A 17194-nucleotide genomic window follows, 5' to 3' on the forward strand; every position below is an offset into this window, starting at 1 on the left:
CGCCCCCCGTCTAGTGGAAGCGCTCTCACGCTACGTACAACTTGGCACGAGGCGTGTATTGACACTCAATGTGACCCCTGTCATGGTGAATCGGAGATCGGCGTGGAAGCGCTTCCACACTCTCCATCCGGAAGACCACCTCGATCCACCCGTCGGACCAAGGCGGTCCGCGCGTCAGCAGGAGTGTCAGGAGATCACGGTGCACGGAGACAAGAGGCGTAGGACACGGGCCGCCGCGGGGGCCCTGGTGGCGCTCGCGCTGGCCGCGACGACGGCCGCCTGCGGAGGCGGCGACGACGAGGGCGAGTCGGGTGACGGGAAGGTGCGGCTCACGGTCGCCACCTTCAACGAGTTCGGCTACGAGGACCTGATCACCGAGTACAACGAGATGCAGGACGAGGTGGTGGTCGAGCAGAAGAAGGCCGGCACCGCCAACGAGCACCAGGACAACCTCTACACCAAGCTCGCCGCGGGCTCCGGCCTCTCCGACATCGAGGCGATCGAGGTCGACTGGCTGGCCGCCCTGATGCAGGAGTCCGACGCCTTCGTCGACCTCTCCGACCCCGACGTCGAGGGCCGCTGGCTGGACTGGAAGGTCGACGCGGCCACCACCGACGACGGCAGGCTCATCGGCTACGGCACCGACATCGGCCCGCAGGCGCTCTGCTACCGCGCCGACCTGTTCAAGAAGGCCGGGCTGCCCACCGACCGCGAGCAGGTGGCCGGCCTCTTCACCACGTGGGACGAGTACTTCGCCGCCGGCCGCGACTTCGTCGAGAAGGTGCCGGGCGTGGCCTGGTACGACGCCTCCGGCGCCACCGCGCAGGCGATGGTCAACCAGACCCAGTACACGTTCGAGGACGAGGACGACAACGTCATCGCCGCCGAGAACCCGGAGGTGAAGAAGATCTTCGACACCGTCACCTCGATGTCGCAGGACGGTCTCTCCACCAAGCTCGTCCAGTGGGGCGAGGACTGGGTCGCCTCCTTCAAGAAGGACGCGTTCGCCACCATGGCCTGCCCGGGCTGGATGCTCGGTGTGATCGAGGGCAACTCCGAAGGCGTCGAGGGCTGGGACGTCGCCGGGGTCTTCCCCGGCGGTCCCGGGGTCTGGGGCGGCTCCTACCTGACCGTGCCCGCGCAGGGCGAGCACCAGGAGGAGGCCATGGCGCTGGCCAAGTGGCTCACCGACCCCGAGCAGCAGGCCAAGGCCTACGCCGCGAAGGCGACCTTCCCCAGCCAGGTGGAGGCGCTGGAGGACCCCGTGGTGACCGAGAGCAGCCGCGAGTTCTTCAACGACGCGCCGGTCGGCGAGATCATGGTGGAGCGGGCCAAGGCGATCGAGTTCATCCCCTACAAGGGCCCGAAGTTCGCCGACATCAACACCGCCTTCCAGCAGGCCATCCAGCGTGTGGACGAGGGCAAGGAGTCCCCGGACGAGGCGTGGGAGTCGTTCCTGGCCGACGTCGAGCGGCTCGGCTGAGCGGGACCGGCCACCCTCCATGTCCCTCGACCCCGGGCGCCTGCAGGCGCCAGGCACCCCCGCCGGGGGGGCCGGATCACCGGCCTCCCCGGCGGGTTCGACCAGCGGCTCCTCGGCCGGGGCACCCACCCCGGGTGCGACCGGCCGCCGGCGCTCCGGCCCCTGGCGCTCCCGGCTCGGCCGCTGGGAGGCCAAGCTCTCCCCCTACCTCTACATCTCCCCGTTCTTCCTGCTCTTCGCCCTCGTCGGCCTCTTCCCGCTGCTCTACACCGCCTACGTCTCGCTCCACCACTGGAGCCTGCTCGGCGGGCAGGGCGAGTTCAGCGGGCTGGAGAACTACGAGCGGGTGCTCGCCGACCGCTACTTCTGGAACGCGCTGCGCAACACGATCAGCATCTTCCTGCTCTCCTCGGTCCCGCAGGTGCTCCTCGCCCTCGGGCTGGCGGGACTCCTCGACTCCCAGCTTCGCGGCCGGACGCTGTGGCGGATGAGCGTGCTGCTCCCCTTCGTGGTCGCTCCCGCCGCGGTCGCGCTCATCTTCGGCAACGTCTTCGGCGACCGCTTCGGCCTGGTCAACGCCGCGCTCGACCTCGTCGGGGTGGAGCCCATCGCCTGGCACGTCAACACCCTGGCCAGCCACCTGGCGATCGCCTCGATGGTCAACTGGCGCTGGACCGGCTACAACGCGCTGATCTTCCTGGCCGCGATGCAGGCGGTGCCGCGCGACCTCTACGAGTCCGCCTCGCTGGACGGGGCCGGCAGGGTGCGGCAGTTCGTCTCCATCACCGTGCCGATGATCCGGCCCACCCTGCTCTTCGTCATCATCACCTCCACCATCGGCGGGCTGCAGATCTTCGCCGAGCCGCGGCTCTTCGACACCCAGGGCCTCGGGGGCTCGGGCCGGCAGTACCAGACGCTCACCATGTATCTCTGGGAGCTCGGGTGGCGGGTCCGCGACCTCGGCATGGCCTCCGCGGTGGCCTGGCTGCTCTTCCTGATCATCGTGGTCTTCGCCGTCCTCAACCTCTGGCTCAGCCAGCGCGCCGGCTCGCTGGCCGGCCGCCCCGGCGGCCGCGGGCGGGCCGGGCTCCGGGCGGGGGTGCGGCGATGACCCGGCGTCCCGGCTTCCTCGTCTACGGGCTGCTCACCGCCTTCGTGCTCGGCTCGTGCGCCCCGCTCTACTGGTCGTTCCTGGTCGGCTCCCACAGCCGCGAGGACCTCGACGGCCGGGTCCCCCCGCTGCTGCCGGGCGGCCACTTCCTCGACAACGCGCAGCGGGCCATCGAGGCGGTGCCGTTCTGGAAGGCCCTGGGCAACAGCCTGCTGGTCTCCTCCACGGTGGCCACCTCGGTGGTCGTCTTCTCCACCCTGGCCGGCTTCGCCTTCGCCAAGCTCGCCTTCCGCGGCCGCACCCCGCTGATGGTCTTCGTGGTCGCCACCCTGGCGGTCCCGACGCAGCTCGGGGTGATCCCCCTCTTCATCGTGATGGCGGAGCTGGGCTGGGTCGGCTCCGTGTGGGCGCTGATCGTGCCCGGCATGGTCACCGCGTTCGGCGTCTTCTTCATGCGCCAGTACCTGGTCGACGCCGTCCCCGACGAGCTGATCGAGGCGGCCCGGATGGACGGGTGCTCGATGGCCCGCACCTTCTGGAACGTCGCGGTCCCGGCCGCGCGGCCAGCCGCCGCGATCCTGTGGCTCTTCACCTTCATGTACACCTGGACCGACTTCTTCTGGCCGCTGATCGTGCTCCCCGCGAGCAACCCGACCATCCAGATCGCCCTCCAGCAGCTGCAGAGCGGCTACTACGTCGACTACAGCCTGGTGCTGGCCGGCACGACGCTGTCGATCGTGCCCCTGCTGGCCCTCTTCGTCCTCGCCGGCCGCCAGCTGGTGTCCGGCATCATGCAAGGAGCAGTCAAGGGATGACAGTCGAGCGCACCCGCCCCCTCCAGGCCGACCACCCCCACGAGGCGGCCGGACGCCCCCGCTTCCCGGCGACCTTCACCTGGGGCGCGGCCACCGCGTCCTACCAGGTCGAGGGGGCGACCGCCGAGGACGGCCGGACGCCGTCGATCTGGGACACCTTCTCCGCGGTGCCGGGGGCGGTGCTGGGCGGCGACACCGGGCAGGAGGCGTGCGACCACTACCACCGGATGCCGGACGACGTGGCGCTGATGGCCGACCTGGGGCTCACCTCCTACCGGTTCTCGGTCGCCTGGCCCCGGGTCCGTCCCGACGGCGGGGCGGTCAACCCCGCCGGGCTGGCCTTCTACGACCGCCTGGTCGACCGGCTGCTGGCCCACGACATCGCCCCGTGGCTGACCCTCTACCACTGGGACCTGCCCCAGGCGCTGGAGGACGCGGGCGGCTGGACCGCCCGCGACACGGCGTACCGCTTCCTCGACTACGCGGGGTCGGTCCACGACGTGCTCGGCGACCGGGTGCCGACCTGGACGACGCTCAACGAGCCGTTCTGCGCCGCCCTGCTCGGCTACGCCGCGGGGCACCACGCGCCCGGCCGCCAGGAGGGCGCCGCCGGGCTGGTCGCGGCCCACCACCTGCTGCTGGGCCACGGCCTGGTCGTCGACGAGCTGCGCCGCCGCGGCGTGCACGGCGAGGCGGGCCGGCTCGGGGTCAGCCTCAACTTCACCGTCGCCGACCCCCACGACCCCGACGACCCGGTCGACGTGGACGCCGCCCGGCGGGTCGACTCCCTGCACAACCGGCTCTTCCTGGACCCGGTGCTCCGCGGCACCTATCCGGCCGACCTGGTCGACGACACCGCCCACCTCACCTGGCGGGACCGCGCCTGGACCGACGTGGTCCACGACGGCGACCTGTCACTGATCGCGACCCCGATCGACGTGCTGGGCGTGAACTTCTACCACGGCAACGCCGTCTCCGGGCACCCGCACACCGACGTGATGGCCCGCGACGCCGACAAGCCCGACCGGGTCTCGCTCTCCCCCTTCGTGGGGTCCGAGCACGTCACCTTCCCGCGCCGCGACCTGCCGGTGACCGACATGGGGTGGGAGGTCCACCCCGAGGGGCTGCGCCGGCTGCTGGTGCGCCTCCACGAGGAGTACGCCGCCCCGCCGATCTACCTGACCGAGACCGGGGCGGCCTACGCCGACTCCCCGGACGAGCACGGACGGGTCCACGACCCCGACCGGATCGCCTTCCTCGACGCCTACCTGCGCGCTACCCACGACGCGATCAGCGAGGGGGTGGACGTGCGCGGCTTCTTCCACTGGTCGCTGATGGACAACTTCGAGTGGGCCTTCGGCTACGCCAAGCGCTTCGGCCTGGTCCACGTCGACTACGACGACCAGCGGCGTACGCCGAAGAGCAGCGCCCGCTGGTATGCCGAGCTGGCCCGCACCTCGACCCTGCCCGAGGGCGATCCGGAGCGCTGGCTACGGTGAGCCGCGTGAACGGGTCAGGAGGGTCGCCCACCCTGGACGAGGTCGCGAGGGTCGCGGGCGTCTCACGCGCCACCGCCTCGCGGGCGATCAACGGCGGGATGCGGGTCAGCCCCCAGGCGCTGGCCTCGGTGGAGTCGGCGGTGCGCACCCTCGGCTACGTGCCCAACCCGGCCGCCCGCAGCCTGGTCACCCGCCGCACCGACTCCGTGGCCGTGGTGGTCCCGGAGCCGGACGAGCGGATCTTCTCCGACCCGTTCTTCGCCGGCACGCTGCGCGGGGTCACCCGGGTGCTGACCGAGCACGACCTGCAGCTGGTGCTGCTGCTCGCCCGCCCGGGGGCCTCCAGCGCGCGCACCCTGCGCTACCTCAACAACCGGCACGTCGACGGTGCCCTGGTCGTCTCCCACCACCGCGACGACGGGCTGGCCGAGCAGCTCGCCGGCACCGACCTGCCCTGCGTCTTCGGGGGCCGCCCCTGGACGGCCGGCGACCGGGTCGCCTACGTCGACGTGGACAACGTGGCCGGGGCCCGGCAGGCCACCGAGGCGCTGCTCGAGCGGGGCTGCCGGCGGATCGCCACGATCGCGGGCCCGGCCGACATGACGGCGGGGGCCGACCGGCTGGAGGGCTGGCGGCAGGCGATGGCGGCGGCCGGGCTGCCGCTGGACGCCGTCGAGCACGGGGACTTCACCCAGGAGAGCGGGGAGGTCGCAGCCCTGTCGCTGCTGGAGACCCACCCGGACCTCGACGGCCTCGTGGTGGCCTCCGACCTGATGGCCGCCGGCGCGCTGCGGGTGCTGGCCCGGGCCGGTCGCCGGGTGCCAGACGACGTGGCCGTGGTCGGCTACGACGACCTCGGCGTCGCTGAGCGGACCACTCCCCCGCTGACCACCATGCGCCAGCCGGTCGAGGAGATGGCCGAGCGGGCGACCCGCCTGCTGCTGGAGCAGATCGAGGGCCGCGGCAGCGGGCGACCGATGCGCGTCATCATCCCCCCGCAGCTGGTGCGGCGCGCCAGCGCCTGAGGTCGAGCTCGTCCGGGTGCCCAGTTCAGGCGATGGCGACACGGTCCGCGCGCGTCGAGACTGTGGACCATGGCCACGGAACGCGCGGACGCCGTACGAGCCCTGTACCAGTCGTTCAACGAGCGAGACGTGGACGCCGTGCTCGCGGCGTTGGCGCCCGACGTCGACTGGCCCAACGCCTGGGAGGGCGGAAGGCTGCTCGGGCGTGAACAGGTGCGTGCGTACTGGGAGCGCCAGTGGCGGGAGATCCGCCCCACCACCGTCGTGCGGGACATCCGCGCACGCCCCGACGGCACCGTCTCGGCCCGCGTCGGCCTCGTCGTGCGCGACCTCGGCGGGGACGTCCTGGCGCGTTCCGAGGTCACTCACGTCTACGAGTTCGCGGGAGCCCACGTCCAGCGCATGACGGTCGAGGAGTAGGCGACCTACCCCGTCGCCCCGTCGCCCCGGCGGTCCGGCTCCGACCACACCGGCCTCCCGACCACTAGCCTGCCGGGCATGGACATCACCGGAGCATCCGCCCTCGTCACCGGAGGCGCGTCGGGCATCGGCGCCGCCGCCTGCCGCCAGCTGGCCGCCAAGGGCGCCCACGTCGTCGTCGCCGACCTCAACGACTCCGCCGGCGAGGCGCTGGCCGCCGAGATCGGCGGCGTCTTCGTGCACGTCGACGTCACCGACACCGAGCAGATCAAGGCCGCCGTCGACCGGGCCACCGAGCTCGGCCCGCTGCGGGTGCTGGTCAACTCCGCCGGCATCGGCTGGGCCCAGCGCACCGTCGGGCGCGACGGCGAGCTCGCCTCCGCCCACGACCTCGAGGCCTACAAGAAGGTGATCGCGATCAACCTGATCGGCACCTTCGACGCGATCCGGGTCGCCGCCACCGCGATGGGCCGCACCGAGCCGCTCGCCGACGGTGAGCGCGGCGCGATCGTCAACATGGCCTCGGCCGCGGCCTTCGACGGCCAGATCGGCCAGGCGGCGTACTCCGCCTCCAAGGGCGGCGTGGTGGGCATGACGCTGCCGGTGGCCCGCGACCTCTCCGCGATCGGCGTCCGGGTCAACACCATCGCCCCCGGACTGATCGACACCCCGATCTACGGCGAGGGCGAGGCGTCGGAGGCGTTCAAGGCCAAGCTGGGCGAGTCCGTGCTCTTCCCCAAGCGGCTCGGCGTCCCCGACGAGCTGGCCAGCATGGTGGTCGAGTGCGTGACGAACTCCTACCTGAACGGGGAGACCGTCCGGGTCGACGGTGGCATCCGGATGCCACCGAAGTAGGGCGCTCAGCGGTGACCGGAGATGGCGTGCGGCTCGTAGCCGCGCTCCAGCTCGGCGACCTCGTCGTCGGTCAGCTCGACGTCCAGCGACGCCAGGGCGTCGGCGAGGTGCTGCGGCTTGGTCACCCCGACGATCGGGGAGGTGACGGCCGGCCTGGAGGAGAGCCAGGCCAGTGCCACCTGCGCCCGCGGGATCCCGCGCCGCTCGGCGACGGCGGCGACCGCCTCGACGATCGTCCTGTCGCCGTCGCGGTAGAGGGTGGCGCCGAACTCGTCGGTCTGGACGCGGGCGGTCTCCGCGTCCCAGTCACGGGTCAGCCGGCCGCGGGCGAGCGGGCTCCACGGGATCACCCCGACGCCCATGTCCTCGCAGAGCGGGAGCATCTCCCGCTCCTCCTCCCGGTAGATCAGGTTGTAGTGGTTCTGCATCGAGACGAACCGGGTCCACCCGCCGAGGTCGGCGGCGTGCTGGGCCTTGGCGAACTGCCAGGCATACATCGACGACGCCCCGAGGTAGCGGGCCTTCCCCGCCTTCACCACGTCGTGCAGCGCCTCCATGGTCTCCTCGATCGGCGTCGTCGGGTCCCACCGGTGGATCTGGTAAAGGTCGACGTGGTCGACCCCGAGCCGACGCAGGCTCGCGTCGACCTGGGTCATGATCGCCGCGCGGGAGAGCCCCGAGCCGGCAGGGCCGGGCCCCATCCGGCCGTGCACCTTGGTGGCGATGACCACCTCGTCACGGGGCGCCATCTCCTTGAGCAGCCGGCCGGTGATCTCCTCGCTGCTGCCGCCGGAGTAGACGTTGGCGGTGTCGAAGACGGTGACGCCGCCCTCGAGCGCGGCCCGGACGATCGGGCGTGCGGCGTCCTCGTCGAGCACCCACGGGTGCCCCCCGCGGCCCGGGTCGCCCCAGCTCATGCACCCCAGCGTCAGGGCCGAGACCTCCAGCCCGGTGCTGCCCAGCTTCGTGTACCGCATCCCCCCACCTTCCGCCGTCGTCGTCCGCACCCTAGCCGGGTCGGCTCGGGGAGGTCCGGCGCTCGCTACCCTCGCCGCACGACCAGGGGGCCGCATCACCAGGGGGACCGGATGAGCAGGACGAACGCATGAGCGGGACGAACCACGACGAGGTGGTCTACCGCGGGCGCGCGGTGGCGGGCTGGCTCTGGTGGGGCACCTGGGCGGCGCTGCTGGCGATGGCGGTCGTGCCTCCCGTGCTGGACGACGACTTCGTCTCGATCGGCGACTTCCTCATCCAGGTGCTCGCCTACGGCGTCGCCTGGGGGGTGCCGATCTGGGTCATGCTGATCACGCTGTGGTCGATGGAGCTCTACGGCAAGGTCACGCTGACCCGTTCCACCCTGCGGGTCGGGCGGGACCGGATGCCGCTCTCCGAGCTCGACCCCGTGGGAGTGCGCGCGGTCGACGACGAGCAGCCGTCGATGGGCAGGCGGGTCCGTGCCTCGGCGGGCGACGTGCACGTGCCGACCTCGCGCCCGGCGGGCCCAACCGGCGCGACCTTCCGCTACCTGGGTGGCTCCTACGGGACCCCCCTGGGCATGGACGCCATCAGCCTGCCGACCCGCGACGGCGGCGCGGTGCGGTTCTACGTCCGCGACCGCGGGGCGTTGCTCGCGGCGCTCGAGGGGGTGCTCCCCCCGTCCTGAGCGCCGGCCCGGGCACGCAGCGCTGACGCCGGCGCCCGGTGCGCCGGCGTCAGCGCCCCAGGAACCGGCCGATGAGGGCCTTCGCCTCCGCACCGGGGACCATCGAGCTGATGGTCCGTGCCTCCTCGGCACCGGTGGCGGCACGGTCGAGCTCCCAGCCGGACCGCAGCAGCCGGCGCACCTGGCCGTAGGCCGCGGCCGGTCCGGTCGCGAGGCCGGCGACCAGCTCGGCGGCGCGTGCCGCGGGGTCCTCCGCCACCTCGGTGACCAGGCCCCACTCGAGCGCGGTGCCGGCGGTGATGGGCCGACCGCTGAGCGCGAAGCCCAGCGCGCGGTGCGAGCCGACGGCCCGCGGCAGCAGCCAGGAGACCCCGCAGTCGGGGGTGAGGCCGATGCCGGGGTAGGCGAAGACGAACTTCGTGCCCGTCGCGGCGACCACGAGGTCGGCGCTGAGCATCACGCCCAGCCCGGCGCCGGCGACCGCGCCCTGGACGGCGCAGACCACCGGCTTGGGCATCGCGGCGAGCCGCTGCAGCACCCCGTCGAGGTGGAGCGCCAGCTCGTGCAGGTAGGCCTCGGGGTCGGCGGCGGCGTCGAACGAGGCGACGTCTCCCCCGGCGCAGAACCGGGGGCCCGCCCCGGTCAGCAGCACCGCCCGCACCTCGTCGTCACCCGCGGCCCTGTCGACCGCCTCGCCGAACGCCTGGGAGGTCGGCAGGTCGAAGGTGTTGGCCGCCTCGGGCCGGGAGAGCTCGACGTGGGCGACGCCGTCGCGCACCTCGTAGGTGACCAGCGCGCCCATCCTCAGGCCCGCCGGAAGAGGGCGGCCAGCGCCTGGCCGCCGCCGATGCACATCGTCACGATGCCCAGCTCGAGGTCGCGGCGGACCATGTCCTTGGCGACGCGCAGGGTGAGGATCGCACCGGTCGCACCGACCGGGTGACCCAGCGCGATCGCCCCGCCGTAGGGGTTGACCTGGTCGAGCCCGAGACCGGCGTCGCGGACCACCGCGACCGCCTGGGAGGCGAAGGCCTCGTTGAGCTCGATCACGCCGATGTCGGAGGGCGCCGTCCCGGTCTTCTCGAAGAGGCTCTTCAGCGCCAGCACCGGGGCGTAGCCCATCAGCTCGGGCTCCATCGCGGCCGTGGCGACGGCCTCGATGGTGACCAGGCCGCTCATGCCGCGCTCGATCACCGCGGACTCGCGGGCGAGCACCAGCGCCGCGCCGCCGTCGTTGATCCCCGAAGCGTTGCCGGCGGTGACGGTGCCGTCCTTCTTGAACGCCGGGCGCAGCGAGGCCAGGGTGCCGAGCGTGGTCTCGGGCTTGGGGTGCTCGTCGACCGAGACGGTCACCGACCTGCGGCCGCCGGTCTCGACCGCGACGATCTCCTCGGCGAACGCCCTCCGGGCCGCCTCGGTGGCCGCCCGCCGCTGGGACTCGGCGGCGAACTCGTCCTGCTGCTGGCGGGAGACGTCGTATCGCTCCGCGACGTTCTCGGCGGTGACGCCCATGTGGATGCCGTGGAACGGGTCGGTCAGCATCATCACGGTGCCGTCGGCGAGCTCGCGGTGGCCGAGGCGGTGGCCGTTGCGGGCGCCGAAGTCGTAGAACGGCATCCGGGTCATCGACTCGTCGCCACCGGCGAGGGCGAAGTCGAGGTCGTTCCAGCGCATCTCCATCGCCGCCGACCAGACCGCCTGCAGGCCGGAGCCGCAGAGCCGGTTGACGGTGTAGGCGGGCACGTTCGTGGGCAGTCCGGCCGCCACCGCGACGCGCCGGGCGTTGTAGGCGTCGGGCCCGACCTGGCCGATGCACCCCATGACGACTTCCTCGATCTCCTCGGCGGCGACCCCGGAGCGCTTCAGCGCCTCCTTGGCCGCGGCCGCACCGAGCTCGTGGCCCGGCACGTCCTTGAAGGCCCCGCCGAAGCTGCCGATCGGGGTCCGGGCACCGTCGAGGACGACGATCCTGTCGTTGTTCATGCGGGTTGGTCCTCCAGCTGGTCTGCGGGTCGGGCAGCCGCTGTGGTCGACGCCCGTTCAGTAGGTGTAGAAGCCGCGCCCGGTCTTGCGTCCGAGGAGGCCGGCGTCGACCATTCTGGCCAAGAGGGGCGGAGCGGCGTACAGCGGCTCCTTGAACTCCTCGTAGAGCGACTCCGCGACGGCCTTGGTGGTGTCGAGCCCGATCAGGTCGGCCAGCGCCAGCGGGCCCTGCGGGTGGGCGGCGCCGAGCACCAGGCCGCGGTCGATGTCCTCGGCGGTGGCGAAGCCGGACTCCAGCATCCGGATGGCGGAGAGCACGAACGGGATCAGCAGGGCGTTGACCACGAAGCCGGCCCGGTCCTGGCAGTCGATCGCCTGCTTGCCCAGCACGCCCTCGACGAAGTCGCGGCTGCGCTCGGTGGTCTCCGGGGCGGTGAGCAGGCTGGGCACCAGCTCGACCAGCTGGAGGACCGGGACGGGGTTGAAGAAGTGGATGCCGATGACGCTCTCGGGGCGGGAGGTGACCACGCCGAGCTTCATGATCGGGATCGAGGAGGTGTTGGAGGCCAGGATCGCGTCGGGGTCGGCGACCACCCGGTCGAGGGTGCGGAAGAGCTCGGTCTTGGCGTCCTCGTCCTCCACGATCGCCTCGACGACCAGCTGGCGGTCGGCCAGCTCGTCGAGGTCGGTGACCACCCGGATCCGGTCCAGCACCGCGGCGGCGGAGTCGATCTTGCCCTTGGCCTCGGCGCGTGAGAGCGACTTCTCCAGGCGCGCCCGGCCGGCCTCGGCGGCTGCCGCGCTCGACTCAGCCACCACCACGTCGAGCCCCGCGCGGGCACTGACCTCGGCGATGCCGGCTCCCATGAGCCCGCAACCGACAACTCCGACCTTCTCCATCTTGCTCATCCGTGAGTGCGCCCTTCGTCGTTATGGGACCGAGTACACCCCTGACGGTATTCAGTACCGGCGAGTAGGCGAAACTCGGCGGTCCTCGTAGCGCATCCCCCAGGCGGCGCAGACGCCTCCGAGGGCGCCGAACAGGTGCCCCTGCCAGGAGACGCCCGCCTGTCCGGGCAGCACCCCCCACAGGGCCCCGCCGTAGAGGAGGAAGACGAGCACCCCGAGCGCGATCTGGCCGGGGCGACGGGTGAAGAAGCCGCGGACGATCAGGTAGAGCAGCCAGCCGAAGACCAGGATCGAGGCGCCGAGGTGGACGGTGCCGGCCCCGCCGAAGAGCCAGGTGCCCAGGCCCCCGACGATCCAGACCACCGCGGTGACCACCAGCCACCTGCCCACCCCGGAGAGCAGGATCAGGAAGCCGAGCACCAGCAGCGGGACCGTGTTGGCGATCAGGTGGTCCCACCCGTGGTGCAGCAGCGGCGCGAGCAGCACGCCCATCAGCCCGTCGGTGCTGCCGGGCCGGATCCCGTCGTCGTCGAGCTGGTTGCCGGTGGTCGCGTCGAAGCCCTCGATGGCCCAGAGCAGGGCCACGAAGCCGAGGCTCCACACCGCCGCGGTCCGCCAGGCCGCCCACCGCGACGGGCCGCGCTCCACGTAGGGACCTGGGGAGGAGGGTGGCCAGCCGGACATGCCCCCACGCTAGGCGGCGCCGACAAGGGGATGGACGGACGCGGTGATCACCCGACTCCTAGGACGTCCGAGCAGCGCTAGCGTGGAGCCATGACCTCCCACTCCCCCGAGGCCCGCGACCCGATCCGGGAGGCGCACGCCCAGTGGCTGCGCCACGGCTGGGAGGACGCGGCCGACGGGATGGCGATGGTCACCTCGGTGGTGCGGGTGCACCAGCTGCTGATGGAGCGGATCGACGCCGCCCTGCGCCCGCTGGGGCTCACCTTCGCCCGCTACGAGGTGCTCCGGCTGCTCTCCTTCGTGAAGTCCGGCTCGCTCCCGATGACCCGCCTCGGGTCGCTGCTCCAGGTGCACCCCACCAGCGTCACCAGCGCCGTCGACCGCCTGGTCAAGCAGGGGTACGCCGAGCGCCGACGGCACGCCGACGACGGGCGGGTGGTGCTCGCCTCGCTCACCGAGTCGGGGCGCGACGTGGTGGAGCAGGCGACCCTCGCCCTCAACTCCTCGGTCTTCGAGCAGCCGGGCCTGCCGCCCGCGCAGGTCGCGGCCCTGACCCGCCTGCTGGGCGAGGTGCGGGTCGGCGCGGGCGACGTCGTCGTGCCGCTACGCCCCTGACCCGACCCAGCGGGGCCCACGGGGCCCCGGACCCGGCGGCCGGAGCGACTCAGAGGAAGGTGACCGGGGCCTGCCGCCAGGGCGCCAGCACCCCGTCCGCCTCGGCGTACTCCTCGGGGAGGTCGTCGGTCAGCGCGAGGCTGGAGTCCATCCGCCCGTAGCCCACGAAGGAGCCCACGAGCAGGCACAGCTCCATCACCTCGGGCCAGGTGAAGTGCTGGCGCAGGCGCTCGAAGGTCTCGTCCTCGACCTGCAGGTGGTCGGTCGCCATCAGGTCTGCGTAGGCCAGCGCGGCGCGCTCGGCCTCGGTGAGGTCGGGCGACTCCTCGGGCTTCTCCAGCGAGCAGACCAGCTCCTCGTCGAGGCCGCCGGTGGAGTAGCGGATGGCCATGCAGCTGCGGCACTGGTTGTGGAAGGCGACCCGCAGCCGCACCAGCTCCACCAGGCGACCGGGGAGGATCCCCTTGGTCTTGATGGCAGTCATCCAGGCGATGTAGTCCTCCAGCAGGTGGGAGGCGTGGGCGTGCACCTGACGGCGCAGTGGCGCGTCGGCCCCGACGATCGGCTCGTAGACCTCGGGGGACGCCGGAGGGATTCGCGACACGCTGCACTCCTGGGGTGGCGGGCGGAGGAGCACGGACGGGCCCGTGAGGAGCACCGCGGCCGTGCATCCGGGACCCCAGGGGAATCGAGGCGGCCTCTCGTTGTCAAGGGTCGCGCCCCGGCCGGAGCGGCTCCCCGAGCTCATCTCGACCGCGACTTGGCCGGACTACCTGCGAGTAGGGCACCCCGGCGCTTCCTAGGCCTATGTGGACGTCCTACCATCTAGGTACTAGGAAGTCCTACCAACTCTCCCGAGGTCTCGATGCCCCTCACGCCCGACCTGCACGTCCCCCAGCACCCGGTGCGCCTCGTCACCGCCTCCAGCCTCTTCGACGGTCACGACGCGTCGATCAACATCATGCGGCGGATCTTCCAGTCCCAGGGCTGCGAGGTCATCCACCTCGGGCACAACCGCTCCGTGCAGGAGGTCGTCGACGCGGCGCTGGAGGAGGACGTGCAGGGTGTCGCGGTCTCCTCCTACCAGGGCGGCCACGTGGAGTACTTCGAGTTCCTGGTGGAGTCGCTGCGCGCGGCGGGGGCCGGCCACGTCAAGGTCGTCGGCGGCGGCGGGGGCGTGATCGTGCCCGCCGAGATCGCCCGGCTCCGCGAGTCCGGCGTCACCATCTTCTCCCCCGAGGACGGCCAGCGGCTGGGCCTGGTCGGCATGGTCAACTCGGTCGTCCGCGACTGCGACTTCGACCCCTGGGCGATCCGCCAGGTCGGGGCCGACGAGCTCCTCACCGGCGACCGCGCCGCCGTGGCCCGGGCGCTCACCGGCGCCGAGACCGGCCAGCTCCCCGCCGCGGCGCTGGCCCGGATCAGGGAGGCGGCGGCGGCTCGCGCCACCCCGGTGCTCGGCATCACCGGCACCGGCGGCTCCGGCAAGTCGAGCCTGACCGACGAGATCGTCCGCCGCTTCCGCGTCGACCAGGCCGACAAGCTGCGGATCGCGGTCATCGCGGTCGACCCCACCCGGCGCAAGGGCGGCGGCGCCCTGCTCGGCGACCGGATCCGGGCCAACAGCCTGGACGGCGACCGGGTCTTCTTCCGCAGCCTGGCCACCCGCGGCGCCCACGAGGTGCCCGAGCACCTGGCCGACGCGATCGCCTGCGTCAAGGCCGCCGGCTTCGACCTGGTGATCGTCGAGACGCCGGGCATCGGGCAGGGGGACGCGGCGATCGTGCCCTACGTCGACACCTCGCTCTACGTGATGACGCCCGAGTTCGGCGCCGCCTCGCAGCTGGAGAAGATCGACATGCTCGACTTCGCCGACACGGTGGCGATCAACAAGTTCGAGCGCCGGGGCGCCAAGGACGCGCTGCGCGACGTGGGCCGCCAGCTGGTCCGCAACCGCGAGGCCTTCGGGAAGCAGCCGCACGAGATGCCGGTCTTCGGCACCAGCGCCGCCACCTTCAACGACGACGGCGTCACCGCGCTCTACCAGCACCTGCGCGACCTGCTCGCCGACCGGGGCCTCCCGGTCGCCGAGGGGACGCTCCCCCACGTCGACGTGCGGCACTCCTCCGGCATCCGTCAGGTCGTCCCGACCGACCGGGTCCGCTACCTCGCCGAGATCGCCGAGACGGTCCGCGACTACCACGCCCGCACGAACATGCTGGCCCACGCAGCCCAGCGGCTCCAGCGACTCCAGTGGACCGCCGAGGAGCTGGCCGCCGCAGGCGCTCGGGACGAGGCGGCACAGCTGGGCGGCCTCCCGGCCCTGCTCGAGGCTGCCCGCAAGCAGCTGCCCCACGAGGTCGCCGACCAGATCGCGGCCTGGCCCGCGGTCGTGGAGTCCTACTCCGGCGACGAGCAGGTCGTGAAGGTCCGCGACCGGGAGATCCGCACCACGCTGACCAAGGAGTCGCTGAGCGGCAACAGGATCCCGCGGGTCGCGCTGCCCCGCTACACCGACCACGGTGAGCTGGTCCGCTTCTGGCGCAAGGAGAACCTGCCCGGCTTCTTCCCCTTCACCGCGGGCGTCTTCCCGTTCAAGCGGGACGGCGAGGACCCGGCGCGGATGTTCGCCGGCGAGGGCGACCCGGCGCGCACCAACCGCCGCTTCAAGGTCCTCTCCGCCGACGGCGAGGCCACCCGCCTCTCGACGGCCTTCGACTCCGTCACCCTCTACGGCCGCGACCCCGACCCCCGCCCCGACGTCTACGGCAAGGTCGGCACCTCGGGCGTCAGCGTCGCCACGCTGGAGGACATGAAGGTCCTCTACGACGGCTTCGACCTGGTCGCGCCGAGCACCAGCGTGAGCATGACGATCAACGGGCCCGCGCCGACCGTGCTGGCGTTCTTCCTCAACACCGTGATCGACCAGCAGGTCGAGCGCTTCCGCGAGCGGGAGGGGCGCGAGCCCGACGACGTCGAGCGCGCCGACCTCACGGCGTACGCCCTGGCGAACGTGCGCGGCACGGTGCAGGCCGACATCCTCAAGGAGGACCAGGGCCAGAACACCTGCCTGTTCTCCACCGAGTTCAGCCTGCGGATGATGGCCGACGTCCAGGAGTGGTTCATCGAGCAGCAGGTGCGCAACTTCTACTCCGTCTCGATCTCCGGCTACCACATCGCCGAGGCCGGGGCGAACCCCCTGAGCCAGCTCGCCTTCACCCTGGCGAACGGGTTCACCTACGTGGAGGCCTACCTGGCCCGCGGCATGGACATCGACGACTTCGCGCCCAACCTGTCGTTCTTCTTCTCCAACGGGATGGATCCCGAGTACAGCGTGCTGGGCCGGGTCGCCCGACGGATCTGGGCGATCGCGATGAAGGAGAGGTACGGCGCGAACGAGCGCTCGCAGAAGCTGAAGTACCACGTGCAGACCTCGGGCCGCTCCCTGCACGCCCAGGAGATGGACTTCAACGACATCCGCACCACGCTGCAGGCCCTGATCGCCATCTACGACAACGCCAACAGCCTGCACACCAACGCCTTCGACGAGGCGGTCACCACCCCGACCGAGGAGTCGGTGCGCCGCGCCCTGGCGATCCAGCTGATCATCAACCGGGAGTGGGGGCTGGCGATGAACGAGAACCCGCTCCAGGGCTCCTTCATCATCGACGAGCTCACCGACCTGGTCGAGGAGGCGGTGCTGCGCGAGTTCGACTCGATCAACGAGCGCGGCGGCGTGCTCGGGGCGATGGAGACCGGCTACCAGCGCGGCCGGATCCAGGACGAGTCGATGCTCTACGAGCACCGCAAGCACGACGGCTCGCTGCCGGTCGTCGGGGTCAACACCTTCGTGCGACCCGACTCCGACGTCACTCCCACCGAGGTCGAGCTGGCCCGCGCCACCGAGGCGGAGAAGGAGTCCCAGCTGCGCCGGGTCCGCGACTTCCGGGCCGCGCACGCCTCGGAGGCCGAGGCGGCCCTGGCCCGCCTCAAGGAGGCGTCGGTCTCGGGCGACAACGTCTTCGCGGTGCTGATGGACGCCGCCCGGGTCTGCACCCTGCAGCAGGTCACCGAGGCGTTCTTCGAGGTCGGGGGGCAGTACCGCCGCAACGTCTGAGCGGCCACCCGG

16 protein-coding genes are annotated in these 17194 nt (G+C 72.1%); 10 read left to right on the forward strand and 6 right to left on the reverse strand.

Annotation, left to right across the window (positions count from 1 at the left end; all coding sequences use genetic code 11):
* Positions 1-199 precede the first annotated feature (199 nt).
* From AC4BG9_RS11045 to AC4BG9_RS11075, 7 genes are all read left to right on the forward strand, one after another.
* Positions 200-1483 (forward strand): extracellular solute-binding protein, encoded by a 1284-nt coding sequence (locus AC4BG9_RS11045; RefSeq protein WP_490571147.1) that lies wholly within the window; start codon positions 200-202, stop codon positions 1481-1483.
* Between the two features lie 19 nt (positions 1484-1502).
* The gene (locus AC4BG9_RS11050) at positions 1503-2594 is read left to right on the forward strand and encodes a carbohydrate ABC transporter permease (RefSeq protein WP_490571148.1); all 1092 of its coding nucleotides are present in this window, start codon (positions 1503-1505) and stop codon (positions 2592-2594) included.
* Entirely contained in the window at positions 2591-3409 is an 819-nt protein-coding gene (locus tag AC4BG9_RS11055; protein WP_490571149.1) for a carbohydrate ABC transporter permease, read from the forward strand. The genes AC4BG9_RS11050 and AC4BG9_RS11055 overlap by 4 nt, the downstream gene beginning before the upstream one ends.
* Positions 3406-4908, forward strand: a complete 1503-nt coding sequence (locus tag AC4BG9_RS11060) for a GH1 family beta-glucosidase (protein ID WP_490571150.1) — start codon at positions 3406-3408, stop codon at positions 4906-4908. Before AC4BG9_RS11055 ends, AC4BG9_RS11060 begins: the two co-directional genes overlap by 4 nt.
* Positions 4909-4913: 5 nt before the next feature.
* Positions 4914-5933, forward strand: a complete 1020-nt coding sequence (locus tag AC4BG9_RS11065) for a LacI family DNA-binding transcriptional regulator (protein WP_490571151.1) — start codon at positions 4914-4916, stop codon at positions 5931-5933.
* A 69-nt stretch (positions 5934-6002) separates the two neighbouring features.
* Entirely contained in the window at positions 6003-6353 is a 351-nt protein-coding gene (locus AC4BG9_RS11070; RefSeq protein WP_490571152.1) for a nuclear transport factor 2 family protein, read from the forward strand.
* Positions 6354-6431: 78 nt separating this feature from the next.
* A complete protein-coding gene (locus tag AC4BG9_RS11075) occupies positions 6432-7208 on the forward strand; it encodes an SDR family NAD(P)-dependent oxidoreductase (RefSeq protein ID WP_490571153.1) in 777 nt (258 codons plus the stop codon).
* A 5-nt stretch (positions 7209-7213) separates the two neighbouring features.
* On the opposite strand, the gene AC4BG9_RS11080 is transcribed toward AC4BG9_RS11075, so the two are convergent.
* Positions 7214-8185 carry an aldo/keto reductase gene (locus AC4BG9_RS11080; protein WP_490571154.1) on the reverse strand — a complete coding sequence of 324 codons (972 nt, stop codon included), beginning with the start codon at positions 8183-8185 and terminating at the stop codon, positions 7214-7216.
* Positions 8186-8313: 128 nt separating this feature from the next.
* Here AC4BG9_RS11080 and AC4BG9_RS11085 point away from each other — a divergent pair, with 128 nt between their 5' ends.
* On the forward strand, positions 8314-8874 hold the full coding sequence (locus tag AC4BG9_RS11085; protein ID WP_490571155.1) for a hypothetical protein: 561 nt from the start codon (positions 8314-8316) through the stop codon (positions 8872-8874).
* 49 nt (positions 8875-8923) lie between these two features.
* On the opposite strand, the gene AC4BG9_RS11090 is transcribed toward AC4BG9_RS11085, so the two are convergent.
* From AC4BG9_RS11090 to AC4BG9_RS11105, 4 genes are read right to left on the reverse strand one after another with little or no spacing between them, the layout of a single operon-like run.
* Positions 8924-9676, reverse strand: coding sequence for an enoyl-CoA hydratase/isomerase family protein (locus AC4BG9_RS11090; RefSeq protein ID WP_490571156.1), 753 nt, complete (start codon positions 9674-9676; stop codon positions 8924-8926).
* A gap of 2 nt (positions 9677-9678) precedes the next feature.
* On the reverse strand, positions 9679-10857 hold the full coding sequence (locus AC4BG9_RS11095) for a thiolase family protein (RefSeq protein WP_490571157.1): 1179 nt from the start codon (positions 10855-10857) through the stop codon (positions 9679-9681).
* Between the two features lie 57 nt (positions 10858-10914).
* Positions 10915-11757: a 3-hydroxybutyryl-CoA dehydrogenase gene (locus AC4BG9_RS11100; protein ID WP_490571369.1), complete on the reverse strand. Its 843-nt coding sequence runs from the start codon at positions 11755-11757 to the stop codon at positions 10915-10917.
* Positions 11758-11817: 60 nt separating this feature from the next.
* Positions 11818-12450, reverse strand: coding sequence for a rhomboid family intramembrane serine protease (locus tag AC4BG9_RS11105; protein WP_490571158.1), 633 nt, complete (start codon positions 12448-12450; stop codon positions 11818-11820).
* A gap of 90 nt (positions 12451-12540) precedes the next feature.
* On the opposite strand from AC4BG9_RS11105, the gene AC4BG9_RS11110 reads away from it, so the two are divergent.
* Complete coding sequence (locus tag AC4BG9_RS11110; protein ID WP_490571159.1) at positions 12541-13065, forward strand: MarR family winged helix-turn-helix transcriptional regulator; 525 nt, start codon at positions 12541-12543, stop codon at positions 13063-13065.
* Positions 13066-13114: 49 nt separating this feature from the next.
* On the opposite strand, the gene AC4BG9_RS11115 is transcribed toward AC4BG9_RS11110, so the two are convergent.
* Positions 13115-13669 (reverse strand): carboxymuconolactone decarboxylase family protein, encoded by a 555-nt coding sequence (locus tag AC4BG9_RS11115; RefSeq protein WP_490571160.1) that lies wholly within the window; start codon positions 13667-13669, stop codon positions 13115-13117.
* 261 nt (positions 13670-13930) lie between these two features.
* Between AC4BG9_RS11115 and icmF the strand changes: the two genes are divergently transcribed.
* The gene (gene icmF / locus AC4BG9_RS11120) at positions 13931-17182 is read left to right on the forward strand and encodes a fused isobutyryl-CoA mutase/GTPase IcmF (RefSeq protein ID WP_490571161.1); all 3252 of its coding nucleotides are present in this window, start codon (positions 13931-13933) and stop codon (positions 17180-17182) included.
* The last annotated feature ends 12 nt before the right edge of the window (positions 17183-17194 follow it).

Source organism: Nocardioides sp. Z40_12 (assembly GCF_058215795.1).